Genomic DNA, 15,353 nt, shown 5'->3' with positions numbered 1-15,353 from the left:
GCTACGAGACATGCTAGCGATGGACAATAGCAAGGAAAACAACTATATATACAACAAGGGGCTGTTTTGTTACAGCCCCTTTTATATTGCCTTACATATACATACCTATTTTAAAATAGAACAGGCCTGTTCTATTTTTTAGGAGCACCATTCATACCTTTCTAAAATTAGTACACGCCTGTTCTATTTTTTAGAAGCACCATACATACCAAAAGGGTGGCTTATAGGACAAAAAGTGTGTGTAAAAACCCTTATAACACTAGTAAATATCTAGTGTTATAAGGGTTTAATCTTTTTCTGGAGAAGTTTGAGGGTGGACAAAAAGTGTGGGTAAAAACATCAATTAACCCTTGTAATTACTGATTAAAATGAGGTTATATCTTCCTATATATAAACAAATATGGAGGAAGAGTTTATGCGACAAATAAAATGTCCTGATTGTAATGAAACATGTATTAAACATGGTGTTTTAAAATCTGGTTCTCAGCGTTGGTTTTGCAAACATTGTAAGGTGGCATTTACCGTTAAAATTAATAATTTAAGTAAAGAGTTAAACCTATTCTTGAATTGGTTATTCAGCACCGATATTCAAGCTGATATGCCTGGTAAAGGTCGTACATTCAGGCGTAAAACCGCTAAATTTTGGTCCATATGGCCATTGCCACCAAAAGTGGAAGAAGTACATGATGTGGTATATCTTGATGGAATTTACTTAGCTAGGAATTTATGTGTGTTGATTTGTTGCAATGATACTCATGTTCTAGGATGGTATGTCTGCCGTTATGAGCATGCTAGAGCTTGGCAGTGTTTAATGGAACGGATTGCTGAACCTAAAGTCGTTGTGTCTGATGGTGCTAATGGTTTGCCTAAAGCATTACGTAAAGTTTGGCCTCATAGCAGTCACCAAAGATGCCTGTTTCACATTTTTTGTCAGGTTAGACGATATACGACAAGTAGACCTAAAACGTTAGCAGGAAAGGACCTTTATACTCTTGCTAAAGATTTATTTAATGTGAAAACAATGGATCAAGCTTTTATATGGATTAATAAACTTTCGGCGTGGCGAATGACATATTCTGATTTTTTACGAGAAATGACGATTGATGAATTCGGAAACAAACGCTCTACACATGAGCGTTTGCTTAAAGCTGAATCATCATTATGGCGTCTGATTAGGCAACAAACTTTATTTACTTTTTTGGAATGTATTGATATTACAATACCTACAACAAATAATCGTATTGAAGGTGGAGTAAATGCTCAACTAAGAAGTATGTTACGGGCTCATAGAGGCCTTTCACTTGAAAGAAGACTAAAAGCGGTCTATTGGTGGTGCTATATGCACTCACCAAGACCGCTTTCTATTTCAGATATATTAAATTGTATGCCTACAGATGAATCGATTGCTGCTATCTACAAACGGTTATCTGATTATTGCCAAATAGATCGTTCAATCCCTCAATGGGGTGATGCTCCTGTTTGGAATGAGCTACATATGTCTACAGATTTTCCAACTTATTGGGATTAGTCACACACACTTTTTGTCCTATAACCCAAAAGGGTCCTTCGGGGCCCTTTTTGCTTAGAAATACAAAAAACTATTAATTGATATAATCTAATCAACTAATAGTTTTTTAAATTTAAGGGGCTGTTTGGTTACAGCCCCTTAGTTATGTATTAAGATTGTACATCAGATTCTGTAGAGCTTGTCTTAGTTTCTTCAGTAGCATTAGGCATGGAAACCATCGCATCCATATGACTTGCTGTAGGCGCTTCTGTTTCATCAGGAGCCTTAGTAGTACCATATTTATGAAGATTTTCAACAGCCTTAGCATCAATAGTTTCTTCTTCTAATAAAGCCTTTGCCATATTGTGTAAGAAATCCATGTTATCTGTTAAGAGTTGTTCTACATCGCGATATGCTTCATCTACAATATGATGAATTTCAACATCGATCTTACTTGCAACTTCTTCACTATAGTTGCGTTCATGACCAATATTTTTGCCGAGGAATACTTGCTCTTGTTGTTCACCAAATACAATTGGTCCCAACGTATCGCTCATCCCCCAACGAGTAACCATAGAACGTGCCGTATTCGTTACACTTTGTAAATCACCAGATGCGCCCGTACTGATATCGCCAAGTACAAGAGCCTCTGCAATACGACCACCAAGTGCTACGCGTATGTCCGCCAATAGTTGTGCTTTAGTCTTATAATCATGTTCCTCTTTAGGTAACATCATTGTATAACCACCAGCATAACCGCGTGGAATAATCGTTACTTTATGAACAGGATTTGCATGCGGCAATAAATGCGCCACGATAGCATGACCAGATTCATGATAAGCCGTCAATTTGCGGTCCTTTTCGCTCACAATATGACTGCGGCGTTCAGGGCCCATGCTAACCTTTTCACTGGCTTCTTCCAATTCAGCCATGGTGATAACTTTTTTATTTAAACGCGCTGCTAACAATGCAGCTTCGTTTAACAAATTGCTCAAATCAGCACCGGTGAAACCAGGTGTCTTTTTCGCAATCGTCTTTAAGTCTACGTCATCTGCCAATGGTTTATTACGTGCATGAACTTTAAGGATTGCTTCACGACCATGAAGATCTGGACGTCCTACAACAACTTGTCTATCAAAACGACCAGGACGCAATAATGCAGGGTCCAAAATATCTGGTCGGTTAGTCGCTGCAAGAGTAATGATGCCTTCATTGGCACCAAAGCCATCCATTTCAACAAGTAATTGGTTTAGTGTTTGTTCACGTTCATCGTGACCGCCACCAAGACCAGCACCACGTTGACGACCTACCGCATCAATTTCATCGATAAAAATGATACAAGGCGCATTTTTCTTTGCTTGACCAAACAAATCACGTACGCGAGATGCACCGACACCGACAAACATTTCTACGAAATCGGAACCGGAAATGGTAAAGAACGGAACACCTGCTTCACCGGCTACAGCCTTAGCCAATAAGGTTTTACCTGTACCTGGAGGTCCTGCTAACAAGACACCTTTCGGAATGGTTGCACCAATACTTGTAAATTTACCTGGATCCTTCAAGAATTCAACAACCTCTGTCAATTCTTGTTTTGCCTCTTCGGCACCAGCTACATCGCTAAATTTAACCTTTACATTACCATCGCCCATCATCTTAGCACGACTTTTGCCAAAGTTCATTACACGACCGCCACCACCTTGGGTTTGTTGCATAATAAAGAAGAACACAACCACAAGGATAATAATAGGAATCGCGGAGCCTAATAAACTAACCCACCAAGAAGGTTGTTCAGGTGGTGCAGCAGTAATCTCAACACCATTATCTGTCAACGTTTTGATCAACGTATCATCAGATGGAGCATAGGACACAAAATCTGTACCATTTTTTAATTTCCCTTTGATTCCATGGTCATTTGTAATCGTTACAGATTCAACCTTTTTTTGTTGTACCTGTTGAACAAAACCGGTATAACTCATTTCGGCCTTATTAGTATTCTGCCCTGCAAGAGAATCTATAGCGAAAACGGCAATTGCAATGATAAGTAAGTAAAGGACGAGTTTTTTACTAAATTGACTCAAAAAATTACTCCTTTCACATGTAATGTATAACCTAATAATGCATAATGATATGCATTATTATATTATACCATATAAGGCGAACAAATACTCGCCATTATTTTAGTTATAAATATATTACACCCTTATTGGTAAACAGATTCTTTCAAAATACCAATATATGGTAATTGACGATATTGTTCAGCATAATCTAAGCCATACCCAACAACAAAATAATCTGGAACCGTAAAGCCTACATAATCGACATCTACGTCCATTTTACGGCGTTCCGGTTTATTAAGAAGGGCAACAAGTCGAACACTCTTAGCGCCACGAGCCTTCAAATTATCCAATAAATAATGAAGAGTTGTCCCCGTATCTACGATATCTTCTACAACGAGTACATTTTTACCTTCTACGGAGCGATCTAAGTCTTTTAAAATACGAACCACACCAGTACTTGTTGTACCATCACCGTAACTAGAACAAGAAATAAAATCGAATGATACATCTACTGAGTCATCGATTGTGCGAGCTAAATCGGTATAGAAAACAATAGCGCCTTTCAAAACGCCGACTAATACAACAGATTCATTAGCATAATCTTTGCTAATCTCAGCACCTAACTCACGAATGCGAGTTGCTAATTGTTCTTGAGAATATAAAATTTCTTTTACATCTTGATGCATATATAAGACCTCCCGGATCTATATCTAATGTTTGCAATATACAAGTATTGTATCACATTGCGCGTTAATTGTAACTTTTTGTATGGTGAAAGTTTTAGCTTCCCCCGTACGTATGATATGGGCCAATTGTTCTTGATGCGCTAGGGATAGTGAAACACTGGGTATCATCAATTGCCACAATCGCCGCTGCATAGCGAGCGGTAGTACCCGCATACGACGCCTAGATATCTGAAATCCATTATCTACAGGTCGTACTAACTGCGTAAATAAACGCTGGCTTTCACCATTAAGATACGCTTCATCAACTTGAGCAATATCGCCCAATCTACATAAGGCATCTACTACATTGGGATTAATGGTTTGTAGCGTAGGAATTACCTCATGACGAATGCGGTTTCTATTATATTTCACATCTTCATTAGATGCATCCACGCAATATTCAATATCCTGTAAACGAGCATATTCTAGTATTTCATCTTTTGTAACCGCCAATAGAGGTCTAACTATAGGAACAGTGTAATCATGACTTATCACAGACATGCCGGTAATACCTTTGATACCAGACCCGCGCAATATATGTGCTAAAATGGTTTCCCCTTGATCATCCTTATGATGAGCAGTGACAATATAATCATAATGTTCACGCTCAGCTAATTCATTGAACCACTTATAGCGCTCACATCGGCCAACAGTCTCTAACGACTCCTTTCGCTCCCCGGCTATAGTGGGAATATCCTTTTTAACACCCCAAAATGGCAAATTGTTCTTATTGCAATAGGATGCAACCATTTGCAATTCACTTAGGCTTTCTCTGCGAATAGAATGATCCATAGTAGTAACGCCAATAGTCCACCGTGCTTTTCTATGTACCTTTACATATTGCAAAACATTTAATAAGACCATAGAATCTGGGCCCCCTGAACAAGCAACTAAGATTCGTGCCTCATGAGGAAATAAACTAAAATCTTTTAAGGTCTTATTAACCATTCTATGGAGTTGTTTGATTTGTTTAGGAGTCGATTTACTGTGCTGTCTCATCATAACTTGTAATCAATTCTTGTTGTAATGCTTCCATACCATCTTGTTCACTTACAAAAATATGAGGCACCTCATAAGCATCCATAAATGATGTTAGTATTTCTGCACCACTTACAATAATATCTGCACGCCCAGGCTGTAGTCCTGGTACATGTAAACGCTCATCACGGCTCATATAGCGCAGTTGTAAGATAATGCCTTCTATACATTCTCTAGAAAGCTTATGACCTTGAATTTTATGGCCATCATATTCTGTCATTTTTAAATCAATAGCCGCTAAGGTTGTAATAGTGCCTCCGATACCAATGAAATCACCGAACGTACCTTCTATCATCATGGGGTCCCATAAAAACCGTGTTTCTTCCCATACTCGTTGAGGGCCTTCATCCGAAAGAGGTCTAAGGCGTACCGCACCAACCGGATAGGAGCGACTCCAATAGATGCTATCTTTAGAACCGAGCGCCAACTCAGTACTACCACCGCCAATATCAATGGTTGCATAATGTAATCCGTCAGCTAAACGATCTTGTAAAGCGCCTTTAAATCCATAAACTGCTTCTTCATCACCACTTAAGATACGATACGTCATGGAGCAATATGTCATGGCTTGCTCCATAAACGCAATGCCATTTGATGCTTCTCGAACGGCACTCGTTGCAAATGCAAGACAATGGTCTACGCCATAATCTTTCGCTAGAGTGGCTATTTCAGAAAACGCTTTATAAGATGCATCCATCGATTCTGTCGTTAACGATCCATCTTCATTTCGTTTGCCTAATCGCGTTGTCCATAACCGCTTTGGTTCGTTATGCCATTGACCACCTATATAAGTTCCTAGTAATAATCGAATAGAATTAGAACCTACATCGATAATAGCAGCTTTCATAGTCGCCCCTCCTTATTATCCCTCTATTAATTACCCACTATAATTGTAATTTTAAAGTATATGCACAAAGAGATGGCCGAAACCATCTCTTTATTTTAATCGCGACGACCGCCACGGCCACCACGTTTACCTTCTGTATTACGTTTTAAATCATGTAATCGCTCGTTGCTATCACGCAAGAATGATTTCATCTTTGCCTCAAAAGACTCTGCACTTTGTCGACTTTGTACACGGCGCTCTGGACGGCGTTCCTCTACTTGTGGTTTTTCTTGAGTTTGACGAATGGAAAGACCAATTTTACTACCATCTACAGATAAGACCTTTACCTTCACTGCATCTTGTACTTTTAGTACATCGTTAATATCCTCTACATAGCCATGAGCTACTTCTGAAATATGAACTAAACCTGTTTGTTTATCACCTAAATCGATAAAAGCACCAAACTTTGTAATACCGGAAACTGTACCGTTTAAAACGCTACCAACTTCGATTGCCATGCAACCTCCTAATAAAACCTCAAAATATAAACTAAAACTACACTAATGATGACAAGATCATTTTACATATGGCACTTCACCTGGTTTAACGAGGCCTAATTGCTCACGTGCTACATTTTCAATATTCTTAGGATCTTGTAGCTTTGCTTTTTCTTGTTCTAATTCATCATTTCTTTGTTGCAATTCTTGCAATTGTTGTTCAATATGTTGTTTTTCTTGATATATAGCTACTAAGCGATATGCTTGTCCAAGTAAAAGCATAACCATTACTGCAACTGCAATGCGTTTCACCCACATAATGACAATCTTACGATCTTCAGCGCGTCGATTTCGTTGCACCCGTCTACGCTTTATCGGTTTTTCACGATGTTCAGATTGTTTCATGCAGAGCCCCCAAAAATAGTATTAACTATATACATAATAACAAATTATACCACATAACCCCTAGGAAATTATAGGTAGAAAATTGTATAAAAGTAGATTTATTTTGAAATATATTTAAGGTACATTACATAGTTTCTGCTTTTTTTGCATATTCTCTAATAACCGCACAGGATTTCTTAAATAAAGCCAATTCATCCTCTGTCATTTGTAATTCAAGAACATCTTCTATACCATCCTTGCCAATGACAGCAGGTGTGGATGCAAAAACGCCTGTTTCCCCGTATTGCCCATCTAAATAACAAGAACATGGCAATACTTTTTTCTCATCATGAAATACAGAGCGAATTAACTCTGTGGTGGCACTTGCTATACCAAATTCCGTAGAGCCTTTGCCTGCCAACACATGATATCCACCAATTTTAACATCATCTAACACTTGTTTATGATCTAGTTCCGGAAATCTATGAGGCAATTCTTTTTGCAATTCTACTAACGGCTTGCCTTGTACATACACATGGGACCATGGCACCATAGCACTTGCGCCATGCTCACCCATGCAATAAGCAGTAATAGTTCGATTGCTAATATCGAATATATGAGCTAACTCTTTTTGCAATCTTGCAGAATCTAGCGCTGTACCTGACGAAATAATGCGCTTTGGATTCCAATCTAAATGTTTACATAAATACGTAGCCACTACATCTGCTGGATTAGATATAGAAATAATAAAGCCCTTAAATCCAGATGCTTTAATGCGAGGAATAACATCCTTTAGTACTGCGATTGTATCACCAAGGCTTTCTAGGCGATCTTGATATAAATTAGGTAGTGGACCTGCACTAAAAACAAGAATATCACAATCACCACATTCTTCAATCGGACCAGATGTAGCCGTTACACGATGAGGGATATAACTAACCGCATCATTAACATCCATAGCTTGTGCTTTAGCTTTCTTTTCATCAATATCCATCATATATAACTCATCAACTTCGCCTTGCAAAGCTAAAGAAAATGCTACATGCGAGCCTACATGTCCAGTTCCGATAATACCTACTTTACGTAATTTCATAAGGGCCTCCTCAATACCATTTGGTTTATAAATAATTGAAAGGACTATTATAGCCACTTACTATAATAGTCCTTTTTTTAATATATTGTTAGTCCCTTCCAAAAAAGAAACTCACTACAGCAATAACGATAACTGCACCTACAATGGATGGAATTAAGGCCATCCCCGCAAGACTAGGTCCCCAGGTACCAAGTAAAGCTTGACCAACGATAGCACCTACTAAACCTGCAATAACACGGAGAATAATTCCCATACTTTTCGCTTTCTTAGTAATACGTCCTGCTACGAAACCAATAAAACCACCAACAATAATAGACCAAAGCATATGTACCTCCTACTGATGTACGTCAGATAATTCTAAAGGAAATAAATTCTGCCCTTGTACATCAATTTTATTTTTCTCTACATATTGTTTACGCATATTCCATAAAATAGTCAAATCATCTGGATCTATTTTATTTAATGCATAGATTCGTATAAATTGAGAACCATAATAGCCTTTCAAGCTATCTGGAATCCCTTTCGTTCCTTCTCCTAGAATACGAGTATTAAAATATCCCTGAATTTCTTGTTTCGATTGATCAATAATGATAAATCCTGAACCATCCAATATATATAATTTAGTATCTCTTTGTTTAAGTGACTTTACATTATTCGTGATAAAAAACGATGTATCTAAATCGATAAGTGATGACTCATAACCAGATTGATAATAAGGCTCTATATAATGAGCCCCCTTATCCGTAGCATTTAGCATATCCATAAAGTTTTGCTGTTCTTCAGACGTAAAATCCCGAAAACTACTTATATTCTCAACATGGCGCACGCCCTTTTGATAGTTTTTTAGTTGTCCTGGATCAATATGTGTTCCCTTAAATTGAACTGTATTAAGGCGAATGGTATTATCCCTTACATTATAAATACCATAACCTTCATAGCCTAAAAAATATACATTGTCACCGATTTGCTTCATCGCCAACAGTCGCTTCGATATAATAGCATCATTTGATGTAACCATTAATGTATGCTGTTCTGGATCAACTTTCACAGACTTTACATCATCATTAACCATTGACATTGCCCAATAAGACAATCCCATTAAAAGAATGGCAACAATGATAAAGCCCAGTCGTTTTGCATTCATCTTAACCCCTTATGAATACACATCTCATATTATTTCTTTAGTGTTTGAATCCTATCACCTATGGATTCCCCATTATATGTAAACTCTTTATCTAGCTCCAACAAAGGCTCCAAAACAAATAGTCTATCCCAAAAATAGGGATGAGGAATCACTAATCGAGCATCATTGATATACATACACACACCATCATCCGATAGGGCATATACAATATCCAAATCAAGTGTTCTTGGTCCCCAATGAATATCCCTCTTACGTTGAGCCTCACACTCTAATGACTGTAAGACATCGAGTAAATCGTGAGGTTCTAATGAGCTAGATACACGCCAAACAGCGTTTAAAAACACATCTTGTTCTGTATAGCCCCAAGGTTCTGTTTCCATAACGGATGAACTAGTAATCCTATGAACTTGAGGATGTATTGAAAGCGAATCATATGCGCCCGTAATAAACTGACGGCGATTTCCTATATTAGAACCTACACTAATATAGTATGTATACATTAAATTTGACCTCGAGTCGTTACAACTTCTACATAATCTAATACACCAGCTATCGGCACAGACGGTTTTCGTACGGCTACACTAAGGCCGATAATACCTTGAAAGTGTTGATACAATGTATCGGCAATCAATGCTCCTATATGTTCTAAGAGATTACAACTTTCACCAGTCATAATGGAAGCTACCATGTCGTAAACCTCAACATAGTTGATAGAATCCTCTAACACATCTGTTTGACCTGGTTTTGTTAAATCAGTCTTGATTTCAACATCTACGTAGAATCGTTGACCTTGTGATTTTTCAGAATCTAAATTACCATGATACCCATAAAAAGCCATATTCTTTAATATGATTTTATCCATAGTAAACTCCTTATTCGCCCCGCAACAATCCGTCTGCTACAGCTAGAGCTCGTTTATGCATCAATACATTATGCACGCGAACCATATCAATCCCTTGGAATACCCCTGTAATACAAGCAGCAACAGTCCCTTCATCGCGTTCTTCTGGAGGTAAACCACCGAGCATTGAACCTATGAAGCGTTTTCGACTAGGTGCCAATAACACCGGATATTCATAAGCTGTAATTTCGCCTAAACGTTGTAATACCTCAATGTTTTGCTCCTCGGTTTTGCCAAATCCAATACCTGGGTCGAGCCAAATATTTTGTGGTTGTACACCTTCTTTTAACGCTTTATCAACAGCCGAGAAAAAATAAGCCTTCATATCTTCAATGATGTCATCATAATTTGTATCATTGCTATTATGCATAATGATGACTGGTACACGATATTTTGCTGCTACAGCTGCCATATCAGGATCATAATGCAATCCCCATATATCATTTAGAATATGCGCCCCTTTAGAGAATGCATAATCTGCAGTTTTTGCATGGTATGTATCAATGGACACCGGAACAGAAGATGCTTCTAATACAGGATCCAGTAGTACCCTAAGGCGTTCAATTTCTTCATCCGCACTCAATGGAGTGCATCCAGGACGTGTAGATTCAACACCTAAATCGATGACATCAGCCCCATCTTGAATCATTTGTTTAGTCCATGTAACTGCTGCTACTGGTGTATTATGCAATCCACCATCAGAAAAAGAATCTGGTGTGCCATTTAAGATTCCCATAATTAATGTATGGTCAAATAAGCGTAATGATTTTCCATCACTCCAAGTATATTGTCTACGTTTATACATTTGTGCCTCCTAACATAGCCAATGCTTCATCTCGCAAAGAGCCAGCCTCCCTTAATAGGCCTCTACTTTCTATAGTAACAACTTGCGAGCCTTGTTGCAAAGTCCCCTTCATCAACATACATAATTGTGTTGCTTTAAGACGTACAAAAACACCTTCTGCTGATAAATCACGTTCTATAGCATCAGCGATTTCTCGAGTCAAGCGTTCCTGTAATTGTGGCTTTCTACTTAACACCGTAATTACATCATTAAACTTACTTAAGCCAGCTACACAACCACTATGTGGTTGATATATCACATCTACTGTACCAAAAAATGGCAATAGATGGTGTTCACACATTGAATAAAATGGAATGTCTGTAACGGCTACCAAACCATTGTAGTCCGTAGAAAACAATTCCCCCCAGAGTTCCTTTGTTTCCTTCCCGACACCAGAAAACAGCTCTTCATATAATTCTGTTACACGGGTCGGTGTTTTTTCTAACTCTGGTGCCTTTGTATCAACGGATAGAGCACGTAAAAACTGTTCTATACCTTCTTTCGCAAGTTGATTCATAGGCCCTCCTAAACGATCTTCGTTGTCCAATCCTCTATATTCCAAATATCGGTAACCCAACCTTCATAGAATTCCGGTTCATGACTAACGAGAACAATGGTTCCCTTAAATTCACGCAATGCCCGTGCCAATTCGTCCTTAGCATAGATATCCAAATGATTTGTCGGTTCATCAAGAACAAGAACATTATATTTTTTCTGCATTAATTTGCAGAGTCGCACCTTTGCATTTTCTCCACCGGATAGGACTCGCATTTGAGATGTAATGTGTTCGTTCGTCAATCCGCATCGCGCTAGTGCTGCACGAACTTCGGCATTCGTCATAGCCGGATATTCATTCCAAATATAGTCTAACGCAGTTTCTGAATTAGATGGTGCATCCTCTTGAGCAAAATAACCTACTTCGAGGAAATCACCCTTCACCAATTCACCGCTGACAGGTTTTAACAGTCCTAAAATAGTCTTTAATAATGTGGTCTTACCTAAACCATTAACACCGCGAATAGCGATTTTTTTATTTCGTTCAATTTGAAAGTCTACAGGTCTTGTGAGCGGTTCGTCATAACCAATCTCAAGTCCAAAGGCTTCAACAATAAAACGACTAGGTGTACGGCCTTCTTTAAAGCCAAAGGATGGTTTGATATATTCCTTCGGTTTTTCAAGGATTTCCATTTTTTCTAACCGTTTAGCACGGGAATTTGCCATACCGCGCGTAGCCACACGTGCCTTATTGCGTTGAATGAAATCCTCCATACGCTCAATTTCTTGTTGTTGTCGTTCATAAGCCTTACGCGCTTGTGCCTTTTGAACTTCATAAGCAGCTTGGAACTGATGATAATCCCCCGTATATCGAGTAAGGACAGCTTGCTCAATGTGATAGATGACATTGACTACGGAGTTTAAAAATTCCATATCATGAGAGATTAGAATGAATGCATTCTCGTAATTTTGCAAATAGTTTTGCAACCAATGAATATGTTCTACATCTAAATAGTTTGTTGGTTCGTCTAATAGCAATATGGTCGGCTTTTCTAATAATAGTTTCGTCAACAAAACCTTCGTACGTTGACCGCCACTTAGCTCAGATACATCACGCTCTAAACCAATATCCATAAGCCCTAAACCTTGTGCAGTTCGTTCAATGACCGCATCAATCTCGTAGAACCCACGTTGTTCTAAGATTTCTTGCCATTCACCGACTTGTTCTAAGAGACGGTTCATTTCATCTTCTGATACATCACCCATTTTATTGTATGCATCATTGATCTTTGACTCCATAACATACAAATCATCAAAGGCACGTTGTAATACATCGCGAATTGTCATGCCCTTTTCGAGTACTGCATGCTGGTCCAAGTAACCTACCGTTACTTGATTAGACCACTCTATTTTGCCTTCATCTGGTGGTAGTTTGCCGGTAATGATGTTTAAGAAGGTAGATTTACCTTCTCCATTAGCACCTATTAAACCTACATGTTCCCCCTTTAACAGTCGGAACGATGCATCATCTAATATTTGTCGTGCCCCAAAGCCATGAGTCACATGGGATACTGTTAATACACTCATTATCTATCTCCATCGGAATAAAAGCCGTCTAAATAAGACGGCTTAGTTCACACTAATTAATATATTTATTGTACCTTGATTACACTAGATATGTCAAAATTTACACTTCTAATGATTCCGCATAACGCAAGGCAACAACGGCCATAATCTTAGCACCTTTAATAGCTTGGTCCAATCCATAAGGAGACCCTGCAGCACAAGCAAACTCAGGAGTATGTGCTTCTAACTGATTTCCTATATTCAAAGTAGGCTGCGCCGTAGGCACTTCATAGGATACATTTCCTACATCGGTACTGCCATCGGCCTCATCGGGTGGTAATTTCCGTGGGCTTTCACCAAACTCAGTCATCACCTCATCAAACAAGGATACTAAACGATCATCTTGCCTCATATCCTTAAATAAAGGTTCATAGTGATGCATATCCACAGTAGCACCATAGCTTGTAGCAATGCGATTAGCCTCTGCTTTAATAGCTGGCAAAATAATAGCTTCTAAATCAGATACAGTAGCGCCACGCACTGTCATTCGTAATGTAGCCTTATCGGTTACCACATTGGGTGCAGTACCAGCCTGAGTAAATATGGCACCTACGATAGCCCCTTTTGGAAAGATATCCTGTTTCATCATTTTAATAGATTGATATAAATCGACAGCACAATCCAACGCATTAATTCCAGAGTCAGTCAAAGATGCAATATGACATGACCGTCCATGAAAGGTTACCTCTAGAGGATGGGTAGCTAACGAGGTACCGCCCACCTCATTTTCTCCGCCTGGATGAATGATGAGAGCCCCATCATAGCCTTTAAAAAGCCCTTCATTAGCCATAAATACCTTGCCACCAATGGTCTCCTCGGCTGGACAGCCAAAAAATGTCGTTCCCCATGTATCGCGAGCGGTTTGACTAAATGCTATAGCGGCACCCATACTCATGATGGCGATTAAGTTATGCCCACACCCATGACCTAATTCAGGCAGTGCATCATATTCACCTAAAAAAGCCATTTTATGCAAACGATCTAAGCCTATATCACTTCGCATAGCGGTACGCAATTCAGGGCATGTCGTTAGCCCTACGGTCGTATCAAAGCCATGTTGCTCCATATAGCGGCTAATTGTTTGTACAGCACGCACCTCCTGTTGACCTAATTCAGGGTTGTTATGTAAAAATAACGAAATCGATTTCAACTCATCTTGTATACCATCAATTATGGTACACGCTTGAATTTCTCGGTTCTTTAAATTCATATATCCATCCTCATGCCGCCTTATAATGTACGTTATTCTGTATAAGGCGATAATACGATTGTATTAGAAATATATCGAAAATGAACATGCCCACCTAATGGCAATGTCTGATGCGGTGTACCATGTCCCGTTGGCACATAGCATACAAAGGGATCGGATAGATGTAAAGCTCTATTTTCTTCCATATATCGAAGAGCTTCATAACCTATGTCGTAATCAGATTCGTCCTCATCCCCTTGGCAATCGGTAAAGGTGCCAATCATCATCCCCTTTATCCGACTTAACAAGCCGGATAATCTCCATTGTTGTAACATACGATCTAGTTTATATGGTGCCTCACCAATATCCTCTATAAATAAAATCGTATCCTCTATGCTATCATCCTCTAAGAAATAAGGTGTGCCACACAGCATAGAAAGCATAGTCATATTGCCACCGCGCAATATGCCGTCCCCTAGTTCTGTACCAATAGCCCCTCGAGGCGGCTCAGGTAAAGGCTCAATAACACGAAGTTTACCTTCTAATACCTCAAATAAATGGTGTATATCCTCATTTCGTGATTTAGTAAAATCTACGCCCATTGGCCCATGATACGTAACAAGACGACTATATCGATTGATAGCCATGTGTAACGCTGTACAATCACTATAGCCAATAAATGGCTTTCCATATTCACGTATAGCGGTGTAGTCAAGACGATCAATATAGCGCATCGTACCATATCCACCACGCAATGCTAACACCGCATCACATGGGGCAGCAGTCATCATCCATTCAAACTCTTGTGCCTGCTCCTCAGGACTGCCCCCATACAAGCCAGTGCGATAACAAGATTCGCCAAATATAATCTGATAACCATGTTCCTCGCATATTTGTTGTATCGCGTCTAAAGACTCATCACTACTACTTGCAGGTGCTATACACCCAATAGTCATACCTTTTTTTAAACACCTTGGATACTTCCACTCCATAATTCCTCACATATATAGCATTGTTTACAAGG

Annotated in this window: 17 protein-coding genes; 1 reads left to right on the top strand and 16 read right to left on the bottom strand. The window is 39.0% G+C overall.

The genetic code is table 11. The annotated features are described in order from the left end of the window. Window positions 1–415 precede the first annotated feature (415 nt). Window positions 416–1,528 carry an IS1249 family transposase gene (locus RYP29_RS04675; RefSeq protein WP_311532494.1) on the top strand — a complete coding sequence of 371 codons (1,113 nt, stop codon included), beginning with the start codon at window positions 416–418 and terminating at the stop codon, window positions 1,526–1,528. Between the two features lie 149 nt (window positions 1,529–1,677). On the opposite strand, the gene ftsH is transcribed toward RYP29_RS04675, so the two are convergent. From ftsH to RYP29_RS04595, 16 genes are all read right to left on the bottom strand, one after another. Next, window positions 1,678–3,588 carry an ATP-dependent zinc metalloprotease FtsH gene (ftsH, locus tag RYP29_RS04670; RefSeq protein ID WP_311532493.1) on the bottom strand — a complete coding sequence of 637 codons (1,911 nt, stop codon included), beginning with the start codon at window positions 3,586–3,588 and terminating at the stop codon, window positions 1,678–1,680. A 122-nt stretch (window positions 3,589–3,710) separates the two neighbouring features. Continuing rightward, window positions 3,711–4,253, bottom strand: coding sequence for a hypoxanthine phosphoribosyltransferase (hpt, locus tag RYP29_RS04665; protein ID WP_009661434.1), 543 nt, complete (start codon window positions 4,251–4,253; stop codon window positions 3,711–3,713). A gap of 24 nt (window positions 4,254–4,277) precedes the next feature. Beyond that, window positions 4,278–5,240, bottom strand: coding sequence for a tRNA lysidine(34) synthetase TilS (gene tilS / locus RYP29_RS04660; RefSeq protein ID WP_311532495.1), 963 nt, complete (start codon window positions 5,238–5,240; stop codon window positions 4,278–4,280). 34 nt (window positions 5,241–5,274) lie between these two features. Then, window positions 5,275–6,177, bottom strand: coding sequence for a phosphatase (locus RYP29_RS04655; RefSeq protein WP_311532492.1), 903 nt, complete (start codon window positions 6,175–6,177; stop codon window positions 5,275–5,277). 95 nt (window positions 6,178–6,272) lie between these two features. Further along, window positions 6,273–6,674 carry a S1 domain-containing RNA-binding protein gene (locus RYP29_RS04650; RefSeq protein WP_005379830.1) on the bottom strand — a complete coding sequence of 134 codons (402 nt, stop codon included), beginning with the start codon at window positions 6,672–6,674 and terminating at the stop codon, window positions 6,273–6,275. A 57-nt stretch (window positions 6,675–6,731) separates the two neighbouring features. Next, window positions 6,732–7,058 carry a septum formation initiator family protein gene (locus tag RYP29_RS04645; RefSeq protein WP_005379832.1) on the bottom strand — a complete coding sequence of 109 codons (327 nt, stop codon included), beginning with the start codon at window positions 7,056–7,058 and terminating at the stop codon, window positions 6,732–6,734. Between the two features lie 124 nt (window positions 7,059–7,182). Further along, on the bottom strand, window positions 7,183–8,130 hold the full coding sequence (locus RYP29_RS04640) for an L-lactate dehydrogenase (protein WP_038125235.1): 948 nt from the start codon (window positions 8,128–8,130) through the stop codon (window positions 7,183–7,185). A gap of 88 nt (window positions 8,131–8,218) precedes the next feature. Further along, window positions 8,219–8,455, bottom strand: a complete 237-nt coding sequence (locus RYP29_RS04635) for a GlsB/YeaQ/YmgE family stress response membrane protein (protein ID WP_311532491.1) — start codon at window positions 8,453–8,455, stop codon at window positions 8,219–8,221. A 9-nt stretch (window positions 8,456–8,464) separates the two neighbouring features. Further along, entirely contained in the window at window positions 8,465–9,274 is an 810-nt protein-coding gene (locus RYP29_RS04630) for a hypothetical protein (protein ID WP_311532490.1), read from the bottom strand. Window positions 9,275–9,303: 29 nt separating this feature from the next. Then, complete coding sequence (gene folK, locus RYP29_RS04625) at window positions 9,304–9,774, bottom strand: 2-amino-4-hydroxy-6-hydroxymethyldihydropteridine diphosphokinase (RefSeq protein WP_311532489.1); 471 nt, start codon at window positions 9,772–9,774, stop codon at window positions 9,304–9,306. Next, a complete protein-coding gene (gene folB / locus RYP29_RS04620) occupies window positions 9,774–10,136 on the bottom strand; it encodes a dihydroneopterin aldolase (RefSeq protein WP_005379804.1) in 363 nt (120 codons plus the stop codon). Before folB ends, folK begins: the two co-directional genes overlap by 1 nt. Window positions 10,137–10,146: 10 nt before the next feature. Then, entirely contained in the window at window positions 10,147–10,980 is an 834-nt protein-coding gene (folP, locus tag RYP29_RS04615) for a dihydropteroate synthase (RefSeq protein WP_311532488.1), read from the bottom strand. After that, entirely contained in the window at window positions 10,973–11,536 is a 564-nt protein-coding gene (gene folE / locus RYP29_RS04610; RefSeq protein WP_005379821.1) for a GTP cyclohydrolase I, read from the bottom strand. Before folE ends, folP begins: the two co-directional genes overlap by 8 nt. An 8-nt stretch (window positions 11,537–11,544) precedes the next feature. Next, on the bottom strand, window positions 11,545–13,101 hold the full coding sequence (locus tag RYP29_RS04605; protein WP_005376611.1) for an ABC-F family ATP-binding cassette domain-containing protein: 1,557 nt from the start codon (window positions 13,099–13,101) through the stop codon (window positions 11,545–11,547). Between the two features lie 100 nt (window positions 13,102–13,201). Further along, entirely contained in the window at window positions 13,202–14,350 is a 1,149-nt protein-coding gene (locus RYP29_RS04600) for an amidohydrolase (protein ID WP_311532487.1), read from the bottom strand. Between the two features lie 32 nt (window positions 14,351–14,382). After that, a complete protein-coding gene (locus tag RYP29_RS04595; RefSeq protein ID WP_311532486.1) occupies window positions 14,383–15,321 on the bottom strand; it encodes an LD-carboxypeptidase in 939 nt (312 codons plus the stop codon). Window positions 15,322–15,353 lie beyond the last annotated feature (32 nt).

The sequence above is a fragment of the uncultured Veillonella sp. genome, assembly GCF_963534045.1.
GTDB lineage: Bacteria > Bacillota > Negativicutes > Veillonellales > Veillonellaceae > Veillonella.
Note: the sequence above shows the minus strand (reverse complement) of the source record. Positions and strands in the feature narration are given on the sequence as shown.